This is a genomic window from Rhizobium sp. CF142, assembly GCF_000281145.1.
Lineage (GTDB): Bacteria > Pseudomonadota > Alphaproteobacteria > Rhizobiales > Rhizobiaceae > Rhizobium.
On the sequence record NZ_AJWE01000109.1, the window covers coordinates 55,151 to 75,126 of the forward strand.

General features: G+C 56.8%; 16 protein-coding genes. 7 read left to right on the top strand and 9 right to left on the bottom strand.

Annotated features, from left to right (window positions below; all coding sequences use genetic code 11):
- Window positions 1-247 precede the first annotated feature (247 nt).
- From PMI11_RS26075 to PMI11_RS26085, 3 genes are all read right to left on the bottom strand, one after another.
- Window positions 248-1,564 carry a UDP-glucose dehydrogenase family protein gene (locus PMI11_RS26075; RefSeq protein WP_007823282.1) on the bottom strand — a complete coding sequence of 439 codons (1,317 nt, stop codon included), beginning with the start codon at window positions 1,562-1,564 and terminating at the stop codon, window positions 248-250.
- 102 nt (window positions 1,565-1,666) lie between these two features.
- The gene (locus tag PMI11_RS26080) at window positions 1,667-3,094 is read right to left on the bottom strand and encodes a mannose-1-phosphate guanylyltransferase/mannose-6-phosphate isomerase (protein WP_007823284.1); all 1,428 of its coding nucleotides are present in this window, start codon (window positions 3,092-3,094) and stop codon (window positions 1,667-1,669) included.
- A 43-nt stretch (window positions 3,095-3,137) separates the two neighbouring features.
- Entirely contained in the window at window positions 3,138-4,562 is a 1,425-nt protein-coding gene (locus tag PMI11_RS26085) for a phosphomannomutase (protein ID WP_007823286.1), read from the bottom strand.
- 299 nt (window positions 4,563-4,861) lie between these two features.
- Here PMI11_RS26085 and ung point away from each other — a divergent pair, with 299 nt between their 5' ends.
- The 3 genes from ung (at window position 4,862) to PMI11_RS26100 (ending at window position 7,240) form a co-directional block, all read left to right on the top strand.
- Window positions 4,862-5,554 carry a uracil-DNA glycosylase gene (ung, locus tag PMI11_RS26090; RefSeq protein ID WP_007823289.1) on the top strand — a complete coding sequence of 231 codons (693 nt, stop codon included), beginning with the start codon at window positions 4,862-4,864 and terminating at the stop codon, window positions 5,552-5,554.
- Between the two features lie 129 nt (window positions 5,555-5,683).
- The gene (locus PMI11_RS26095; protein WP_007823294.1) at window positions 5,684-6,616 is read left to right on the top strand and encodes a VOC family protein; all 933 of its coding nucleotides are present in this window, start codon (window positions 5,684-5,686) and stop codon (window positions 6,614-6,616) included.
- A 15-nt stretch (window positions 6,617-6,631) separates the two neighbouring features.
- Window positions 6,632-7,240: an alpha/beta hydrolase gene (locus PMI11_RS26100; protein WP_007823295.1), complete on the top strand. Its 609-nt coding sequence runs from the start codon at window positions 6,632-6,634 to the stop codon at window positions 7,238-7,240.
- Between the two features lie 65 nt (window positions 7,241-7,305).
- Here the strand turns inward: PMI11_RS26100 and PMI11_RS26105 are convergent, their stop codons facing one another.
- Window positions 7,306-9,606 (bottom strand): polysaccharide biosynthesis tyrosine autokinase, encoded by a 2,301-nt coding sequence (locus tag PMI11_RS26105; RefSeq protein ID WP_162137083.1) that lies wholly within the window; start codon window positions 9,604-9,606, stop codon window positions 7,306-7,308.
- Window positions 9,607-10,177: 571 nt separating this feature from the next.
- On the opposite strand from PMI11_RS26105, the gene PMI11_RS26110 reads away from it, so the two are divergent.
- The gene (locus PMI11_RS26110; RefSeq protein ID WP_007823297.1) at window positions 10,178-11,011 is read left to right on the top strand and encodes a metallophosphoesterase family protein; all 834 of its coding nucleotides are present in this window, start codon (window positions 10,178-10,180) and stop codon (window positions 11,009-11,011) included.
- Window positions 11,012-11,025: 14 nt separating this feature from the next.
- Here the strand turns inward: PMI11_RS26110 and PMI11_RS26115 are convergent, their stop codons facing one another.
- The 4 genes from PMI11_RS26115 to PMI11_RS26130 form a co-directional block, all read right to left on the bottom strand.
- Window positions 11,026-11,685 carry a hypothetical protein gene (locus PMI11_RS26115; RefSeq protein WP_244430689.1) on the bottom strand — a complete coding sequence of 220 codons (660 nt, stop codon included), beginning with the start codon at window positions 11,683-11,685 and terminating at the stop codon, window positions 11,026-11,028.
- Window positions 11,686-11,941: 256 nt separating this feature from the next.
- Window positions 11,942-12,622: a hypothetical protein gene (locus tag PMI11_RS26120; RefSeq protein ID WP_007823299.1), complete on the bottom strand. Its 681-nt coding sequence runs from the start codon at window positions 12,620-12,622 to the stop codon at window positions 11,942-11,944.
- A 93-nt stretch (window positions 12,623-12,715) separates the two neighbouring features.
- Window positions 12,716-13,927: a polysaccharide biosynthesis/export family protein gene (locus PMI11_RS26125; RefSeq protein ID WP_051034647.1), complete on the bottom strand. Its 1,212-nt coding sequence runs from the start codon at window positions 13,925-13,927 to the stop codon at window positions 12,716-12,718.
- Between the two features lie 252 nt (window positions 13,928-14,179).
- Entirely contained in the window at window positions 14,180-15,613 is a 1,434-nt protein-coding gene (locus PMI11_RS26130) for an O-antigen ligase family protein (protein WP_244430691.1), read from the bottom strand.
- Between the two features lie 332 nt (window positions 15,614-15,945).
- Between PMI11_RS26130 and PMI11_RS26135 the strand changes: the two genes are divergently transcribed.
- Window positions 15,946-16,539, top strand: coding sequence for a transglutaminase-like cysteine peptidase (locus PMI11_RS26135; protein WP_007823311.1), 594 nt, complete (start codon window positions 15,946-15,948; stop codon window positions 16,537-16,539).
- A 99-nt stretch (window positions 16,540-16,638) separates the two neighbouring features.
- On the opposite strand, the gene PMI11_RS26140 is transcribed toward PMI11_RS26135, so the two are convergent.
- Window positions 16,639-17,682, bottom strand: coding sequence for a substrate-binding domain-containing protein (locus tag PMI11_RS26140; protein WP_007823313.1), 1,044 nt, complete (start codon window positions 17,680-17,682; stop codon window positions 16,639-16,641).
- Window positions 17,683-17,967: 285 nt separating this feature from the next.
- Between PMI11_RS26140 and PMI11_RS26145 the strand changes: the two genes are divergently transcribed.
- Entirely contained in the window at window positions 17,968-19,002 is a 1,035-nt protein-coding gene (locus tag PMI11_RS26145; protein WP_007823314.1) for a Gfo/Idh/MocA family protein, read from the top strand.
- An 11-nt stretch (window positions 19,003-19,013) separates the two neighbouring features.
- Window positions 19,014-19,916 carry a sugar phosphate isomerase/epimerase family protein gene (locus tag PMI11_RS26150; protein ID WP_007823317.1) on the top strand — a complete coding sequence of 301 codons (903 nt, stop codon included), beginning with the start codon at window positions 19,014-19,016 and terminating at the stop codon, window positions 19,914-19,916.
- The last annotated feature ends 60 nt before the right edge of the window (window positions 19,917-19,976 follow it).

The window sequence follows — 19,976 nt, forward strand, 5'->3', positions numbered from 1 at the left end:
CTTGCTTGCCTCAGCAGAGCGGCGGATTTTCAATATTGTGGCCGCTGGCTTTAAACGGCAGCGCTCCTTTGCCTCCGCGGCCCGGCAAAACGTGGGCAAGGGCAGGGCGCTTGTCCCAACGCCGAATGGCGCATCTTCTGCGGATGCAAAACAGCGTCGCAAGGCCGTTTAAGCCTGCCAGCCCATGCTCGCTTTCACCGAATAGAAACTGACCAGTCCTGCCATTCTGTGGTGAACTGGAACAGCCTTAAACTTTTTCGGGTTTCTTGCCGACAGCAAAATAGCCGAAGCCATATTTGGTCACTTCGTTGACCGGATAGATGTTTCGGAGGTCAACGATAACCGGCTTTTTCATGATGGGCTTGAGGCGCTTGAGGTCGAGCGCGCGGAATTCGTCCCATTCGGTGACGATGACGATTGCATCGGCACCCGCGGCGATCTCGTATGGATCGTTGCCATAGATGACCGGGCCGAGCATATCCTTTGCCGCGTCCATACCCTCCGGATCGTAGGCATGCACCGTTGCACCACCATCGAGCAGAGCCTGGATGATCGTGAGCGACGGCGCATCGCGCATGTCGTCAGTGTTCGGCTTGAAGGTGAGGCCGAGGACGGCAATCTTCTTGCCACGTACGTCGCCATCGCAGGCGGCGATGACCTTGCGGCCCATCGCGCGCTTGCGATTGTCATTGATTGCAACGGTCGTCTCGATCAGGCGTACCGGGCTGTCGAAGTCCTGCGCGGTCTTGACGAGAGCGAGCGTATCTTTGGGGAAGCATGAGCCGCCGTAGCCGGGGCCCGCATGCAGAAACTTGTCGCCGATACGCTTGTCCATGCCGATACCTTTGGCAACCTTCTGGATATCGGCGCCGATCTTCTCGGAGAGGTCTGCAATCTCGTTGATGAAGGTGATCTTCATCGCCAGGAAGGCGTTGGCGGCGTATTTGATGAGTTCGGAAGTGCGGCGTTCGCAGAAATAAAGCGGCGCTTCGTTGAGGTAAAGCGGGCGATAGACCTCGCGCATGACCTCGATGGCACGTGCATCCTCAGTGCCGATCACGATACGATCGGGGCGCTTGAAATCGGTAATAGCCGCGCCTTCGCGCAGGAATTCAGGATTGGAGACGACGGAAATATCCTTTTCCGGAAATTCATCTCGGAAGATCCGTTCGATTTCGTCCCCGGTACCGACCGGCACGGTGGATTTAGTCACGACCACCGTGAAGCCCCTGACGGCGGCAGCGATCTCTCGCGCCGCTGCATAGACATAGCTCAGGTCCGCATGGCCGTCTCCGCGGCGGGACGGCGTGCCGACGGCAATGAAGACCACGTCTGCTTCGCCAACGGACGGGGCGAGATTCTTCGAGAAATCGAGGCGGCCGGCGCCGCGATTCTGCTGGATAATGGCTTCGAGACCGGGCTCGTAGATCGGCACTTCGCCCGCTTCAAGAGCATTGATCTTGGCTTCAGATTTGTCGACGCAGGTTACATGGTGGCCGAAATCCGCAAAGCAGGCACCCGAGACGAGGCCAACATAACCCGAACCAATCATCACAATGCGCATGGCGTAACCTTCGTTCAACAAAAAGTGGTCCGACCATCAAGGCGGACCACTATCCGTTACAGGGGCGGAGAACCAAGTTCAAGACCGCCAAAAAGCTTAGGTTCAGGTTCTGCCGAACTCGTCGACGATACGGATGATATCGTCTTCGCCGAGATAGGAGCCTGTCTGAACTTCAATGAGTTCCAGCAGAATCTTGCCGGGATTTGCGAGGCGATGGACCTCACCGAGCGGAATATAGACCGACTCGTTTTCGCGCAGCATCTGCACATTGTCGCCGATCGTCACTTCCGCCGTTCCCTTCACCACGATCCAGTGCTCGGAGCGATGATGGTGCTTCTGCAGCGACAGTTTCTTGCCGGGCGTTACGAAGATACGCTTCACCTGGAACCGATCGCCGTTGAAGATCGAGGTGTAGCCGCCCCACGGACGATAGGATGTGGGATGCGTCTCAGTCAGCTTCGACGTCTTCTTCTGGCCGGCAAGCAGCTTGACGAGCTTGCCGACTTCCTGGCTCTCCTTCAGCGGTCCGACATAAACAGCATCCTCGCTGGCGATAACGGCGACATCGTCCATGCCCTGGACGGCAAGGTGAACGCCATGGGTCATGACGAGCGAGTTGCGGGTGTTGACAACAGTCGTATTGGCGGCGGCGATGTTACCGTTTTCATCCTGAACGCCGGTTTTCCATACCGCATCCCAGCTGCCCATGTCCGACCACCTGAAGGCGGAGGGCACGACCACCGCCTTGGACGTCTTTTCCATGACTGCGTAATCGATGGAGATGTCGGGGCTCTTTGCGAAGTGTTCGGCATCGAGACGCGTGAAATCGAGATCACGGGTTGCTTTGGATAGCGCCTTGTCGGCTGCCTTCAGCACATCAGGTGCATATTCCTGCATTTCGGAAAGCAGTTCGGCGACCGGGAACATGAAGATGCCAGAGTTCCAGTAAAAACCACCGGCGGCAAGCATTTGCTCGGCCTTCTCGCGTGCCGGCTTTTCGACGAAGCGCTTGACCTCGTGCGCGCCGCTGGGAAGCTGCTTGCCGATCTCAATGTAACCATAACCGGTCGCCGGCTCCGTGGGCGTGATGCCGAAAGTGACAAGCTTGCCCTTAAGAGCCGCATCCCGTGCAGTGCGGATGGCGTCGAAATAGGCTTCGTCCGCCAGGATTTCATGATCGGAGGCCAGCATCTGGATGATGGCTTCCTTGCCGAAATGCTCGGAGGCCAGGCTTGCAGCGGCTGCTACTGCAGCAGCAGTGTTGCGGGCGACCGGCTCCAGCAATACCGCGGCGAGCGGAATATCGAGTTCGCGGGCCTGTTCCGCGACGAGGAAGCGAAAGTCCTCATTCGTCACAACGACAGGAGCTTCGTAAAGCGCCGGATCGGAAACGCGGACCAGGGTTTCCTGAAACAGCGTCTTGTCCCCGACAAACTGAATGAACTGTTTCGGCGCGGTTGCGCGCGAGAGGGGCCAAAGGCGCGTGCCCTTGCCGCCAGCCATGATCACGGGGACGATTTTCTGTGTCATCGGATACTCTTCCTTGAAATGAACGGCCAGGTTTGTCGCATGCTTACCGGGCTTCTGCCCAGCGCTTAATTCGGGTCAATCCCGCATTCAAAAGTTCTAAGGCGGCTGCCTCTCCTTCGGCTTCCACGTAGCAACGCATTTCCGGCGCATTGCCGGACGGACGAAAATGAATGATGCGGCCATCGCGCAACGTCACGCGCAAGCCGTCAATATCGCTTTTCGAACCGACCTCGCCAATGGGCTGCAGGAATTCTGTGAGATTAGCGTCGGACCCACGCAGGTAGGTCATCAAGGCTGCGCTGGTTTCGACCGGGAAATTCTCAAGACGGTCGGCCGCCGCAAAGGGCAGTTTATATGAGGCCGCAACGATCGAAAGCGGTTCCTTGCGGATTGCGGCGAGCGAAAGCGTTGCCAGCATCGGCAAGAAGCAATCGCGCGTGGGCAACGCTCGCACGCTGTGGCCGTTGATATCGAAGGGTGTTGCCGTCAGGAGCCCGCCATTCGCCTCGAAGCCCATAACGAGGTCCTTGCCTGCGGAAACGGCCTCTTCCATGCCGGCGATAACGAAGGGAGAGCCGACACGCGTGCGAACGACTCTGAAAGATCCTGCCGCTTCAATTCCCGAATTGGAGGTGACCGGCGTGACGACGGTACCGGCGCCGAGGAAATTGGCAGATATCAATCCCAATAGGTCTCCGCGCAATGGCGTTCCGGTTTCGTCGGCAACCAGCGGGCGGTCGCCATCGCCATCGGTAGAAACAATCGCATCAAGGCCATGTGTGGAGGCCCAGCTCTTTAGAAGGGCGATCGTCTCTTCGGAAACGGCTTCGGTGTCGACGGGAATGAAGGTTTCAGACCGACCAAGGGCGACGATTTCGGCGCCATAATGGGCAAGAATATCGACCATCAGGTCACGGGCGACCGTGCTGTGCTGATAGATGCCGATCTTCATACCTAGAAATGCGCCTGCCGGCAGGAGAGCCGCATTGCGCTCGAAGAAGAGCTGCAGACAGGGCGCAGAGTGATCTTCCACTGCAGCCGGCGCGCTCACCACAGCCTCGCCGGAAGCTTCAATTTCGGCGGCAAAGCGCGTAATGGCGGCTTCGTCCGCTTTGTCGATCTCGCCATCGGGACGGTAGAATTTGATGCCGTTGCGGTCCGCCGGGATATGCGAACCCGTTACCATCAGGCAAGCGGCCTTTCTTTCCAGGCCGTAAAGCGCAAGCGCCGGTGTCGGGACGGGTCCGCAGTCGAGAACTTTGAAGCCGAGGCTTGCAAGCGCGCCGGCGCAGTTACCTGCAATCTCCGGGCTGGACTCCCGGAAGTCGCGGCCGATCAGGATGACATCGCCCTTTGCGGCTTTGTTGCTCTGCAGCAAATATTTGCCGAAAGCCATGGCATAAAGCGCCGATGCGCGTCCCGTGAGATCCATCGAGAGACCACGAAGGCCGCTTGTCCCAAACTTCATACGAAACACCCTCGCGCTGTGAACAACCGATTTCTACTGTGCTGATTTGCTTGGGTAAACAGCAAAATTAGGGCATAGTTAAAACGGCAGACGGCATAGCAAAGTATTGCCATCATTTGCGTATCGTTACCAGCACTTTTGGTAATGGTAGAGAATTTCCAATTTATGACAGCTGGAGCGCTCTTCGCATCTGCGAGATGGCAAGGCATAGCGTCGCAACCGTCGCGTATTGTGGCTGTGCGTAATTTTGCTAGAACGGTTTTCGTACATAGGCTGCATCGATCCGGGAGGTTTGCGTCGTGAACGACACGTCAGTCACTCTTGAAGAGAGTTGGAAAGCGGCGCTCGCCGGCGAGTTTGCAAGTCCCTACATGCAGCAGCTCAAGATCTTTCTCGTGGAGCAGAAGCAGCTTGGCCGGCGGATTTTCCCGAAGGGCGGGGAGTATTTCCGCGCCTTGGATCTGACGCCGCTTGCGAAAGTTAAAGTCGTGATTCTCGGGCAAGATCCCTATCACGGTATCGGCCAGGCTCACGGGCTTTGCTTCAGCGTTCGCCCCGGCGTGCGTATTCCACCGTCGCTCGTCAACATCTACAAGGAGATGGAGACGGATCTTGGAATTTCGCCGGCGCGACACGGCTTCCTGGAGCATTGGGCACAACAGGGTGTACTTCTCCTCAACAGTGTGCTGACGGTGGAGGAATCTCAGGCCGCCTCGCATCAGGGCAAAGGCTGGGAGCGTTTCACCGATGCCGTGATCCGCAAAGTGAACGACGAATGCGAAGCCGTCGTTTTCATGCTCTGGGGCTCCTATGCTCAAAAGAAGGCGGCCTTTGTCGATGCACGGCGGCATATGGTGCTGAAGGCGCCACATCCGTCGCCGCTTTCGGCCCATAACGGTTTTTTCGGATCCCGGCATTTCTCCAAGGCGAATGCGTTTCTGCAGTCGCATGGCCGTGAACCTATTGATTGGCAGCTTCCCGTCAATCCTTGAACGCTGCCGCATTGTCGTTCACAAAATAGAGACAATGCGTGTCAGCTTGCCGGGCTATGAGAACCGGCTCGAAAAGCTCATCTATGACCCATCGAAAGCCCGCCTGTTGCGGGCAGAAAGAGGTCTCAAATGCTCGATCAAATCAAAGGTCTGCACCACGTCACATCGATGGCGGAGGACGCCCGGACCAATAACCAGTTCTTCACCAATGCGCTGGGCCTGCGCCGCGTCAAGAAGACCGTCAATTTCGACGCTCCCGACGTCTATCACCTCTACTACGGTGACGAAACCGGTTCCCCGGGTACGATCATGACCTACTTCCCATTCCCAAAGATGGCGCAGGGGCGTCCGGGCACCGGTGAAGTCGGCACCACGGTCTACTCGGTTCCGCAGGGCTCGCTCGGCTTCTGGAGTGATCGCCTGACGAAGCTCAACGTCACCGGCCTGAAGACTGAGGAATCGTTTGGTGAAAAGCGCCTGAATTTTGCCGGTCCCGATGGCGACGGCTTTGCGCTCGTCGAGGTCAAGGACGATACCCGCGCTCCCTGGACGCATGGCGGTGTCAGCGAGGATCATGCCATCCGAGGTTTCCACTCCGTTGCCATGCGGCTGAGAGATGACGGTGCCACGGCCGAACTTCTGAAGTTCATGGGTTATGAGGTTCAGGAAGAACATGAAGGCGTCAAGCGTCTCATCATTCCCGGCGGCAATGGCGCGCATCTCGTCGATCTCGAAACCATGCCCAACATTGCCCGTGCGCTCCCAGGTGCAGGTTCCGTCCACCATGTTGCTTTCGCCGTTGAAAACCGCGAAAAGCAGCTCGAGGTTCGCAAGGCGCTGATGGACACCGGCTATCAGGTCACCCCGGTTATCGACCGAGATTATTTCTGGGCGATCTACTTCCGCACGCCGGGCGGCGTGTTGTTCGAGATCGCCACCAACGAGCCCGGTTTCGACCGCGATGAGGACACGGCTCACCTCGGCGAAGCGCTTAAGCTGCCGCAGCAGCACGCCCATCTGCGTGCCCTCATCGAGCAGCATCTGCAGCCGCTCGAAGCCTAAGCGGAGGTAAAGACGATGACGGACAATGGCTATGTGCACCGGCTGCATGCCGGTGCACCCGGAAAGCCCATCCTTTTCGTGCTTCACGGGACGGGTGGCGACGAGAATCAGTTCTTCGATTTCGGCAGGCGATTGCTGCCGGAAGCGACGATCGTTTCGCCGCGCGGCGATGTTTCCGAATATGGGGCGGCGCGCTTTTTCAAGCGAACCGGTGAGGGGGTCTATGACATGGCTGACCTTGCTCGGGCGACCGAAAAGATAAGTGGTTACGTCCAGAATCTGGCGTCGGCACATGGCGCATCCAGAATTCTCGGGCTAGGATTTTCGAACGGCGCCAACATTCTGGCAAACGTGCTTATCGAGAAGGGTCTGTTCGACGCGGCTGCTCTGCTCCATCCGCTCATCCCTTTCCGGCCTCGCGCGAATCCCGATCTTAGCGGCCGCAGGATATTGATTACGGCAGGCCAGCGCGATCCGATCTCGCCAGCCGCGTTGACGGAAGCGCTTTCTGCCTATTTCGAGGGCCAGAAGGCACAGGTGCAGACGGAGTGGCACTCGGGAGGGCATGACATCCGGCCGAACGAGATTGAGGCTGTCGGCAGGTTCTTTTCGGAATTGGCGTGACCAAAAAAAATTATGCGGCGAATTTCGCCGCATAATTCATTTCGAATTCCATTCGAAAAGTGTTCTTACGATTCGTGATAATAGGCGGAGTAGCGGTTGTAATAATACTCGCCGGAACCATAGGAACGATAAAGCTTCAGTTTTTCCGTATCGACCTTGTTCAGCACGACGCCGATGCACTTTTGCATGAGTTCAGGCTGAACTGCGAAGGTCGTGCGAACGACGCGCCGTGATGTACGGCCCCACTCGATGACGGCCAGCGAAGCATCGAGCATCGGGCTGATCGCGCGGGCATCGACGACCGGGCCAAGCGGAGGCAGATCGAGAACGATATAGTCGAAATGTGCCTTCAGCTCATCCAGCATGTTGACCATGATGGACGAGGAAAGCAGGTCAGAGGAGTGCGGTACACGGCGCTTGACGACCGCTGGCAGGAAGGCGAGCTTGGTCTTGCTGTCGAGCAGCAGCACGTCCTTCAGCGGCCTGCCTTCCAGCAATGCTTCCAGAATACCCTGTTCCGCATGGCGGCCGATGGCGCGCGTCGCACCCGGGTTGCGAAGGTCGGCGTCGATCAGCAGTGTGCGTGAGCCTTGCATTGCAAGGAGCTGCGCGAGGTTGATGGCGATGGTCGACTTGCCTTCGCCCGGGAGGCTGGAGATGACGCCAATGACCTTGCTGCGTGAGCTCGGATTTTCCATGTCGACGGCGATCTTTGCGCTGCGCATCGTTTCGGCGAAGGCCGACAGCGGATGGTTGACCACGTAATTGGTGATCCCGTTGCCGGTTTGCAGCCCGCGGGTCGACTCCAGCTCGCTGGCGCCGTTGGCGGCTTCCTTCGCGTCGACAGCAGGCACATGGCCGATATATTCCAGCGACAGCACATCGCGAACCTGATCACCGGTTCTGAAGAAGCGATCACGGAACTCTCGATAAGCGCCGACGCCGCTGCCAAAGATTGCACCAAGCGCAATTGCAAGAGCAAGAACGAGTGGCTTCTTTGGCGAGCTGGCAGATACCGGTACCTGCGATCGGGTGATGACGCGCGCTTCCGTGATGGGGAAAGTCTGTTGCTGAGTTGCTTCCTGGAAGCGGGCGAGGAAGGTCTGGTAAAGATTGCGATAGGTATCAGCGGTGCGCTCAAGCTCGCGCAGTTGCACCTGGGTTTCTCCAGCGGCAGCCGTCACGCTCGTTGCTTGCGTAACACTGTCCTGAAGGGACTTTTCTCGGCTCTGGGCGACCTGAAGCTCGCTCTGATAGCTTTCGGCAATACGATTTAGCTCTTCGAACATCAGCCGTTGATATTCGGCCATTTCGCCACGCAGTCGAACAGCTTGAATGTGATCCGGTCCCAGGCGGGCCGATATATCGGCCTCGATCTTCGAAGCCTCAAGATACTTCTTGCGCAGATCGTTGGAGATCGAGTTATCAAGAACGTCGGTTACGATCGCATCCGTACGCTTGTTGTCGATGATTGATTTGACGCGCTCATATTTCGCCTGTGCCTTTGCCGTTTCGGCTTGCGCAGTAATAAGCTGGGTCGTCAATTCCGAGAGCTGTTGATCACTGAGAAGCTGATATTGTCCGCCAGTGCTGACGAGCCCTTTCGCCGTACGGAACTTCTGGACCGCAAGGTCTGAATCAAGTGCCTTTTGGCGCAGCTCGTCTATCCGTTCCTGGAGCCAGTCACTCGCGCGGCGCGTCGCCTCGTATTTTGAGTTCAGCTTGTCGACGAGATAGGCGTCAGCAATTGCACCTGCTATGTTTGCTGCCAGATCCGGCGAAGTCGAGGTGTAGCTTATGGACAGAGCGTATGTGCGTCCGACGCGCTCGACATCCATATTGGAAACGATCTTGTCGGAGGCCGCCCGTCGTTTGGCGTCCATATCATCGGCGTCGACATCCGCGCTCGCAAACCATTTACGGAAATTGAGCATTGAACGAAGCATGGCGATCGGCGAGCGGTCAGGCGATGTAAAGGCCGGATTGTCCAGCAACTTTAACTTATCTATGACGGCCAAGCTGATCGTGTCAGACTTGAACAGCTCGACTTCGCTCAACACCGACGCATCATCCTCCACGGGAACGCCGGCGTTTGAAAGTTGGCTCAGGAGTTCGCTGTTGCCACGGTCGATAAGCACGCTCGTCGATGCAGTATATTTCGGAACTGCAGTGACAATATAAACAATCCCTAATACAAGGAAGGCAACTGCTGCAATCGCAACCGGTCGCCATTGACGCGCGGCGATTGCGATCAGCTTTTCAACGTCGATAGTGTCTCTTGACTCAGAGTGTTCCCACTCTTCGTTTGCGTATGCCGGGACCTTATCTGGCGAAAGCAATCCGAGACCTCCATTAAGTTGAGTCATATCAGGTAAAGGGTCTGTAGGTGCCCTTAATCAAATGCTTCCAGGAAGCCAATCGAAAGTGGGCGCACGCTACATGAAGGAGTAGCGCCAATCAATGTTTAAGCTCAAGCCGAGACAAAGCGCCCCGGCTTCAATGCTGTGAATTCGCACCAGGCCGCATTGACACCGTGTCTGCGCGGCGGTGATTTCTAATCACTATCTTAGCATCCGGCAACGCTGCTGTGACACCCCAGCCGGTCTGAATTTTATCAGAGGAATTTAGCTTTTTCTCACTGTCTGCATGTAGGCTTAGGATGTATTGATGGATAGGCAATCGACTCCGTGTTCGTTAGAATACTGTAGTCAGTAGTCATTGTTAAGCAAATCTTGGGATATGTCGAGGTCGTGCGCGAGATAATGGTGAATATCGATAGTGTTAGGCTAGCGCATGTTGTTGTTTTATCCCTTCCAGGATGACCAATCTATTTTAACTATTCGTTAACTTGCGTCTACCATCTGCGGAAGTTGTGATGCTGCTTTATGCACGCAGTAAGCTTCAACTACGGTAAGAGGTCTCGAGGATCAAAGTAGAATGTCGAATTCCCACGTGAAGCGCCATCAAAGCTTTATAAAGCCAACTTTATTTGGGGTGTTTCAGAAGCTCATAGGTAAAGGCAGGGCGCTGCCGGCGGTTCGCGAGCAAACCCGGCAAAGGCTCCATTTCGATCCGGCTGATTTCGCTGCTATCTACGCTATCGGCGACGTGCATGGTTGCCACAGCAAGCTTCTTGAAGCCAAGCAGAAGATATTCGATGACTTTTCGAGATATACAGGCACCGCATTAATAGTACTGCTTGGAGATTATGTAGACCGCGGCATATCCTCTAAAGATGTTCTCGAGTACCTTAGCAGGCCAACCTCTGCCAATATTAAGCAAGTCGCCTTGTGCGGTAATCACGACGACGCGTTTCTGCGATTGCTGGAGGAGCCGGATTTGCTTCCGAGCTGGTATCGCTTCGCTGGCTCGGAAACGCTGAAATCATACGGGATCGACGTCGCCTATTTGCTGAAGCATGGCGACAATGGGGCGGTCGAGCGTGCAATCAACGATGCCGTGCCAGTTCACCACAGAAAATTATTGGCTGAAATGCCGTCAATGCTCACTGTGGGAGATATCGTTTTCGTACATGCCGGGATTAGGCCGGGCATTGCTCTGCCTGAGCAAAGAGACCGTGATCTATTCTGGATTCGCGAGCCCTTTCTGACGCGAGGCCCCGAGCTCCCCCTGCTTGTGGTGCATGGTCATACGCCTGTTGCCCAACCGTTTTTTGGTAATGGTCGCATCGCCATCGACACCGGCGCGTTCGCCACGGGTAGGTTGACGGTGTTGCGCATCGTGAACCGCCAAGCGGTCGTGCTGAGCTGAAGCGGCGGCTTGCCTTACGGCAGTTTGTCGGGATTGAAGCCGAACCAGGTGAGCGAGCCCTTCTTGTTGGCTGGCAATTGTGTGACGGCCTGCTTCACATAAGGCAGCAGGGCAGTGCTGATTCTGGTCAATGCCGGCGCGACTTTCCGTGAATCTCCAAGCTTCAGGAGAAGGCTGACGTCGCTTTCGACCGTGGCTCGCGCATTTTCAAGCGTTGCTACGTTCAGATGGTTCCAGAAATAGACGCGGGCGAGAAGGGCGAGTTCGTCGGCGGGGGCGAGCCGGGCTGACATCGTCATCAGCCGAGCAATTGATTTTGGCTCTTGGACGATTACGGCACGAACGATCGCAAGCCTGAGCCAGAGATTGCTGTCGGTCGGCATGCAGGAGACGGCGTGACGCATGTATCGCTCGGCGTCGTCTGCAGCCTTAGCCCAGGCCTCATAGCCCGTGATCTCGTTTGCCGTGTCCAGCCTGTTCAGCACGAGTGTGGTGCCTGCCATGACGATATCCGAGCGGCAATAGTCGCCGGAGACGATCGTGTCGGTGTTGGCTGCCGTCCTGGCGAGCGTTTCAGCGCTGATTTGTCCGGATTGTTCAAGCCTTTCCGCGACGAGAAAGATATCAGCAAAGCGCGCTGACTGCCTGATATCGGCAACGGCGAAGGCCAGCAATGCAACGCCCGTCAAAATAAAAAGGACAGATAGGGGAGAGGGAAGTGACAGCGCAACCGGCGCCGTGGCCCTTCGCCGCGTTTGTTCGCTTGCCTTGGCGCGCTGAGACATGTCCTACCGGTCCGACCTGCTGCAGGAACGATCGGCTCCACTGCCGGCAACGACTCGCGCGAGATAGGAGCTTTTCTTTAAATGTTGAAAGGAGAGAAGAGGCCGAACGGCCTCTTCTGAGCATTACGTGAATTTTGGAAGCGTATCAGATGCTGCCACTGACAGAATTGTTGATTATAATCGTAAAATTGCCGGCGCCTGAAGCGCCCGTCTGAAGCGAACCCACGCCTGAGGCGTTCGTCTGAAGCGACCCCCCGCCTTGGGTGGCGCCGCCGGCATCCGCGCCGGCAGCCGGTCCACCCAAACCTGATGCACCAGGGCCGCTGATATCACCGCCACCTGCAGGGCCTGCGCCCGCGCCGCCGAGTGCTGCAACAGCGGTCTGGCTGGTCAGCGAAGCTTCAAATGCTGTGCGGAAGCTGCCGAGCGCCGGGTTGCTGACGATTGCTGCTGCGACAGCTGCCGCAATCTCGTCGGCGAGATCGGAGTGCTGCGGACGGCAAACGTTGACGGCGCGCCCAAGGCCGGCGCCGATAGCTGCTCTTTGAGCATCCGTTGTTGCTGGGTTGGCTGCCAGCGTCAGCAGCGTTGCCGTGACGTTCGTTTCGGTTGCTGCAAGATCGCGAACCGAGCCAGTGAGCACGCTGTCGGACGGATTGCCCGTGAGAATGCTTGCCGGCGTCGCGTTAAAGGCGTCCATCTGCGAACCGCTTGCCGCGCCCGGACCCGAAAAGCAGTTGCCTGCAAAGGACGACGTCGCAAAGCAAAGGGCGCCGAATGCGAAGACAGCGGTACCTTTCAATATATTCTTGCCTGCTTTTACCATTCCCAGCCTCCAAAGATTTCGGCGCTTATAGCATAAGCTCCGACGAGCACCAGTCCGTTCAATGTCAGGTGCTCGAAGTATTGTTTAATATATTTAATCTCCGAGATCTCGGACTGCGTCGCGGGTGTCGAGGGCATCGTTAGAAACGCCTCTGACCGTAGATGTAACCGAGTTCAGGACGTCGAGGAACTTCACGAGCTCAACAGTCTTAGCGTTGGAGATGTACATGACGTCCTTGTCGGCCATGCGGAACTCTTGAACCGCGAAAAGGGTCGCCGGATCACGCAGGTTTGCCCGGAAGATGACCGGCACCTGGTCGCTCTTAAAGCGGCTGGTGTCGATATTCAGGCGTTGAAGAGTGCTACGGTCGACCTTTCGATAGACCACGACTTCGCGCGGATCTGCACGCGAATCGAGGAGGCCGCCGGCCTTTGCCATGGCTTCGCCAAGGGTCAGGTTCGAATCCTCGAAGTCGATCCGGTTGTTGGTGCCGGAGGCGCCAAGGGCGATAAAGGTTCGGCGCTCGTGCTCGACCGAAACGGTGTCGCCCGGCGCGAGGTAGATGTTTTCGATCGGATTCTTCAGCAATGTTTCGTAAGCGATGGTCGCCGTTTTGCCACGACGCTGCAGCGTCACGTTTGTCTCGATATTCGGAGTCGTGAGACCGCCTGCCTCGGAAATCGCGTCCAGGATACGATCGCCGGCCGGCGAAAGAACGATCTTTTGCGGATCGTTGACGTCGCCAACGACGGCTACTTCGGATGAACGGCTGGTCGTGGTCGTGAGAACGACCTGCGGCTCGATCGCGCGGCTCGCCAGCTTGTCTTCGATGTCCTGCTCGACTTCTTCCTTCATGCGGCCGGCAGCGGGGACGCGGCCTGCATAGGGAATGCTGATCGTGCCAGCCTTGTCGATCGTCTGCTGCGGCAGGGTGATGTAATTGCCCGGGCGGCTGCCCGCGTCAGACGGGATGAAAAGACCGCCCGACTGAGCTTCGAAAATTGAAACCTGCACGACATCACCGAAGCCAAGCGGGATGTCCGGAGCGCCACCGCGGCCACCGCCGAATCCTGTCCGCAGAGAGCTTGACGGAATCTTATCGAAATAGGGCAGAATCCCCTTGTTGAGATCGATCAGAACGTAGTCGATTCCAACCTTGCGCTCGGGTGTCGTGACCTTAATTGCTGCATCGCGGTCGATATCCGTATGGTCCGGACCGGACCTAGGGAGAGAAGTGCAGCTGGAAAGCACGATCAGCATCGATACAATGATGCTGCCGCGTCGAGTTACAGGAATGCCCATCATGACCCTACTTGGTAATAGCACTAAAACTGTCTAGCCCGCTGATAACTTAAATGACAAGTAAATATCCGACTCTGTCAGATACTGCATACCTAACAGAAGGTTATTGTGGCAATAGCGCAACATGGATTGTCCCATTTATGGTAAATTAGAGAGAGTTGATACGTTAAGATTCTGTGGTAATTCGCATACAACTCAAACGAATATTCTGATCTTCTTTAATGGCGATTTTATGGGCACCTAGCCTTCAAATCGTCATATTTCAAGGATCTCCGATGAATGCTCGATTCTTGAGCTGGATGGAAGATCTTTCCTGTTCTCGCCGACCCTCTCTTCGCGCCCGCAGCAAATGGAGATAACTGTCGCGAGAAATGCCATAAAAAAAATGGCAAAACCGGGTATTTGAATCGAGAAATCGACGGCGGAATGAGCCGCTGTCAACAAGGTGCCAGCACAACCCAAAATTGAATAATGCCTCAGCCGACGGCGAGCCCGATAGCCGCTCCAGAAGGCCCGCATGAGCACGAAAAAGATCAAGCAAGCGACGACCGGGAATATTATTCCGAGAGTCAGGAAGGCTTCGAGATAGGAGCTATGAGCCCTGTCGACGATGCCGCCAATTCCGCAATCGGGTGTCCGGTAGGCCGAAAAGACGGTGCGGAATGTGCCGAAACCCGTTCCCTGAAACCAGTTCTGCGAGAGGGCGTGCATCGTATCGGACCAGACGCAGAAGCGATCGTCATCAGCGCCTCGCTGATCTGCACGCAGGATGGCTCTGCCGCCGAAAATAGCGGCGAAAACGAGAATAAGGGCGATCGCACCGGCTACCGTTATCCAATTTCGGGTCACAGAGCTGCCCGCTTCAGCAAGCAGCCTGGAGCGTCTGCCCTTCCATTGCCGGGCGAGATAGGGGAGGTAGAAGATCGAGCCAAGGCCTGTTGCAAACAGTCCGGCACGGGACTGGGTGAGCATCAGTGCAGTCAGGCAGGAGAGGCCGAGGCCGGCAAAAAGCCAGAAACCGAGGCCCTCCTTGAAACTGCCTGGTGGCGCGGATGAAAAGCCGAAATAGGCGCGGCCATTTTCCGAAGCAAATGTCGCAAGTATCAGAAAATTCAGCCCCAGGAAGGTCGCTGCCGTGTTGCGGTTGACGAAGACTGCAGTGAGGCTGTCGAGATAATAGCGCTTGCTTTCAGTCAGCAACATCTTCGGAAACAGCAGGAACTGGCCAAGCCCGAAGAGCGCGATCAAACCTGCGCCAACAGCAAGCACCATCAGGATACGGCGCGCCCGCTTGTCCGTATCTGCAACGATGAGACCGGTCAAAAACGTCATGACGGGCAGCGCTATATACAGAAGCGAAGTCAGTGTGTCGGCCGGCGCGACTGATATCGTATCTCTTGAGGCACCGGCGAGCGCGTTTGCATCCTTCCAGATCGGATTGATGAGGGATGGCCACGGGATGCGGATGGTCTGGATGATGATCCAGACCGAAGTAGCGATAAAGAGAAGCAGCGCCCACACGAAGACCCAGTGAGCACGCCGGGGCTCTCCGAAAAGCAGGAGTGCCGCGAGGCTCAGCGCGAACATGCAGATCGCGACGGCCGCGAAAGGCGTTGCATCGACCAGACCGAACGGAATGACAGCAACCAGCACCACCGTGCTGTAGAGGCCGGCAAATATGGTCTTCAATCTATCCGTCACAGCCACGGCCAAACTTTGAAAGGTCGGCCGCCCCTCCGGCGCCGCCGTGCTTGTCTCTGCAAGAATTCCGCGACTTTTGCAACCCTGCCCAATTCTGGTGCGACAATCGCACCAGAATTGGTGGCGGCACATTCGATCGCTTCGAAAAAACGCACTTCGTTAAAATTGTTGGGAACGATTTAAAAGGATCGAGAATGCTCCCTCCGTATGTTCCCCGTCATTGGCTGGAGCTGAACAGAACTTCGACCAAGGATCAAAAGCCGGATTTCAACCGGCATGGGCATTTGACCGTGTAGCGGTCGTCGAAACGGGGTAAGAAAATGTTTAAGCACGCACTGATTACCGCGGTGACGCTTGCATCTCTGTTTGTGGTTCAGACCGCGCAGGCGGCCGGTCCCGGCGGTATTGCCCGCGGATTGAAGGCAGCGCCGGCATTCAGCTACATTTCTGAAAAGCGCCGTACGACAGCACCTTTCGCGCATGTGATGTTCTGCGCGCAAAATCCCAATGAGTGCGTGGCACGCGGCGGAGCTTCGGAAGTTTCGCTGAGCGCGTTCGCAAGCAAGCAGCTTCGATCGGTCAATGCCTCGGTTAACCGCTCGATCCGCCCGGTCAATGACCGCCCCGATGAGGGCGATGTCTGGCAGGTGAATGTGAAATCCGGTGACTGCGAGGATTTTGCGCTGACGAAGCGTGATCATCTCATCGCCATGGGGTGGTCGCCGAAGGCGCTGCGTATCGCCGTTACCAAGACGCCCTATGGCGAAGGCCACGCTGTTCTCGTCGTCAAGACCGATCAAGGCGATCTGGTGCTCGACAACCGTACGAACGCGATCAAGGGCTGGAAGGATACGGATCTTCGCTGGCTGATGATCCAGTCGGGCGACAACCCGCGGGTCTGGTACGAACTTTAATTGAAATCTGCCGTCGCAGACGAAACGGGCCGCACGAGTGGTTTTGAGCGTAGTCGTTATTCTCTTATCAAGAACATGGATAGCGTGACGCACATCGCGTCACGCTTTGGGTTCTCTGACAAAAGCATCACTTTCCCCGGGTACAAGCTCCAGCGGCCAAATCCGGTTGTGCAAACCACTGCGGTAGATCTCCGAATAGGCAGGCATGCTTGCAAGCAAGGTTTCGGCAAGTGCTGCACCGAGGTCAGGCAGCGACATGCGGAAGCAGGTAAGCGTCGGCTGCAGGAATTTGGCGCGGGGCTCCTCGCGGAAGCCGATGACGGCGAGATCGCGGCCTGGGACGATGCCGGCTTCGACAAGGCGGCGGTAGAGGCCGATCGCCATCAGTTCGTAGATCAGGATGATCGCCGTCGGCCTGTCTTTGATCCGCAGCAGCTCGTCGCCAGCCTGATAGCCGCCCTGTTCGCTGGATTTCACGCGGATCACCAGCTTCGGATCATATTTGATGCCATGCTTTTCCAAAGCCTTCCGGTAAGCATCGACAAAGACATAGCCGAGATTGATTTCACCCGATGGTGCGGCAATCGCGATGCGACGATGGCCTTTGGCCACTAGACGGTCGACGGCGCAAATCGCAACACCTTCGAAATCTAGGTCGATCCAGGTGTAGTTGCCGCCTGAAGAGCTGCGGCCAAGCGCCACGAAGGGAATCTTCGTCTTGATGAGAAGATCGATGCGCCTGTCGATGCGCTGCGTCGCAGAAATGATCATGGCATCGACGACGCGGCGCGCCACCATGCGCTTCAGATATTCGTAGGGGTCCTCATCGCTGGGGCAGGGGAGCATGACGAGATCGAGCTTATGTCGCGAGAGCACGCTCTGGAGCCCGCCAGTGACGCCGAGGAAGAAGTTGTCGCTGTTTTCAACCGTTTCCGTGCTGGATTCGATCATCAGACCGATGACGTTGGTTGTTCCCTGACGAAGGCTGCGGCCGGATTGATTGGCGACGTAACCGAATTCTTCGGCAGCGGCCAGCACCCGCTTGCGCGTCTCCTCGTTAACATCGGCCTTGCCGTTCAGCGCACGCGAAACCGTCCCAATCGATATATCGAGATGTTCTGCGAGCTGGCGGATACCCTTCATCTGAGCGATCTTTCTTCCGATGCGATCATCTCATCTTATTGCCATGGGAAAACGTTTACGGAAAGCATTTGCCATGAAGGCGGAATGTATTTTTGCACGCTTCGAAAAAAATCTTGTTGCTGCATCGCCGAAGGTTTTGCCTAAGCGCCCGTTCGCATTGTGATTTTTCGCAGCATTTTGTCGAAACGCACTGGCATTGACAGCAGCAAACGTTTCCGCTTAGTATCGTAAACGTTTACGGAAGGCGTTTCGGGAGGAATCTGAAGCGCACCGCTGGAGGAAATCGTGAAATTGAATGCCGTTCTGTGCGGGTGCGGAGCTATGTCTAAAGGCTGGCTGCGTGCTATCAAGGAAACGCCTGATCTTGCCGAAGCAATCGAGGTCGTCGGCCTCGTCGACGTCAATCCGGCTGCTGCCGAGAAACTCGCCGAGGAATTCGGCTTGAACGCGCCTCGTATCGGCACTGACCTCGCTGCCGTCATCGCCGAAACCAAGGCGGACATCGTCTTCGACGTCGTTATCCCGACCGCACGTTTCAATGTCGTGTCAACGGCCATGAAGGCCGGCTGCCATGTGCTGAGCGAGAAGCCAATGGCGACTTCGCTTGCCGAAGGCGCAGCACTTATCGATCTCGCCGCCGAAACTGGCAAGATCCATGCGATCATTCAGAACCGTCGTTTCATTTCCGGTGTGCGCCGCCTGCGTCGCTTCGTCGAAAGCGGCGCGATCGGCGAGTTGACCGGCATTCATTGTGACTTCTTCATCGCTCCCCATTTTGGCGGCTTCCGTGAAGAGATGGACAATGTCCTGCTGCTCGACATGGCGATCCACACTTTCGATGCCGCCCGCTACGTGGCCGGCAAGAAGCCGCTCGCCGTCTACTGTGTTGAGCGCAATCCCAAAGGGTCCTGGTATCGGCATGGTGCCTCGGCCAATGCCACCTTCGAATTCTCTGACGATGTGGTCTTCACCTATCGCGGCTCCTGGTGCGCCGAGGGTGAGCGCACGAGCTGGGAAAGCCAGTGGCGCATCGTCGGCTCGAAGGGCATGCTGATCTGGGATGGTGAGGATGGTTTCAAGGCTGCCGTTTCGGCTAACGAGCCCGGTCTCCTTCACGGCTTTTCACCCGTCGAGGTTCCCGCACCCGAGCGTGCCGAAGAAACCCACGGTCATGCCAGCGTGATCGCCAGTTTCGTCGAAGCGATCCGCACCGGCAAGCGGCCGGAGACGGCCAGTTCCGACAATATCAGAAGCCTCGCCATGGTCTTCGGTGCGATCGAAAGCGCCAGGACCGGGCGTCGCGTCGAAATTTCAGCATAAGGATAGATGACGTGAGCAACCCCGCCAAAGCCATTCGTATCGGTACCATGGTCAGCGCCTCCAAGGGTGGCGCCGACAAGCGCATTGCCCAGATCGCCGATATGGGTTTTGAAAGCTTCGAGCCTTTCTTCTGGCAGACCACAAACGGCCAGGATCTCGCCGAGCTTGGTAAGCGCAGTGTTGAGGCGATCGGCGATCGCGATATCACCATCTCGACGCTCGGCATGTTCGGCAATCCGCTCGAAGAGACCGAGATCGACCTGCAGACGCTGCAGGGCTGGAAGGACTGCATCGATAATGCCCACCATTTTGGTGCCACCTGCGTCGCCGGTTTCACCGGCCGCATCCGCAACAAGCCGCTGACGGACAGCCTGCCGCGCTACAAGCAGATCTGGAGCGAGCTTGCCAAGCGCGCGGCCGACAAGGGCATCAAGATTGCCTTCGAAAATTGCGCCATGGACGGCAACTGGGCGACCGGCGACTGGAATATCGCCCATAATCCCGACGCCTGGGAGCTGATCTTCAACGAAACGCCCGATGACAATATCGGTCTCGAATGGGAGCCGTGCCATCAGATGGTTTATCTGATCGAGCCGCTGCCGCAGATCCGCAAATGGGCAAAGAAAATCTTCCACGTTCACGGCAAGGACGCGACGATCCGCTGGGATGTGATCAAGGAACACGGCATCTTCGGCAAGGAGAAGTTCGTCTTCATGCGCACACCGGGCTTCGGCGACAGCAATTGGACCGACATCATTTCCGAACTGCGGCTTGCCGGCTGGTCCGGCTCGATCGACATCGAAGGCTGGCATGACCCGGTCTATCGTGATGCGCTGGAAATGACCGGTCAGGTCTATGCACTCAATCATCTCAAACATGCCCGGGGCGGTGACTTCGTCGTTGATCCGGTATGAGACAACATGGCCGGCACGGAGGACATGCCGGCCATTCTCAAGGATAACCACAAAGGAGGA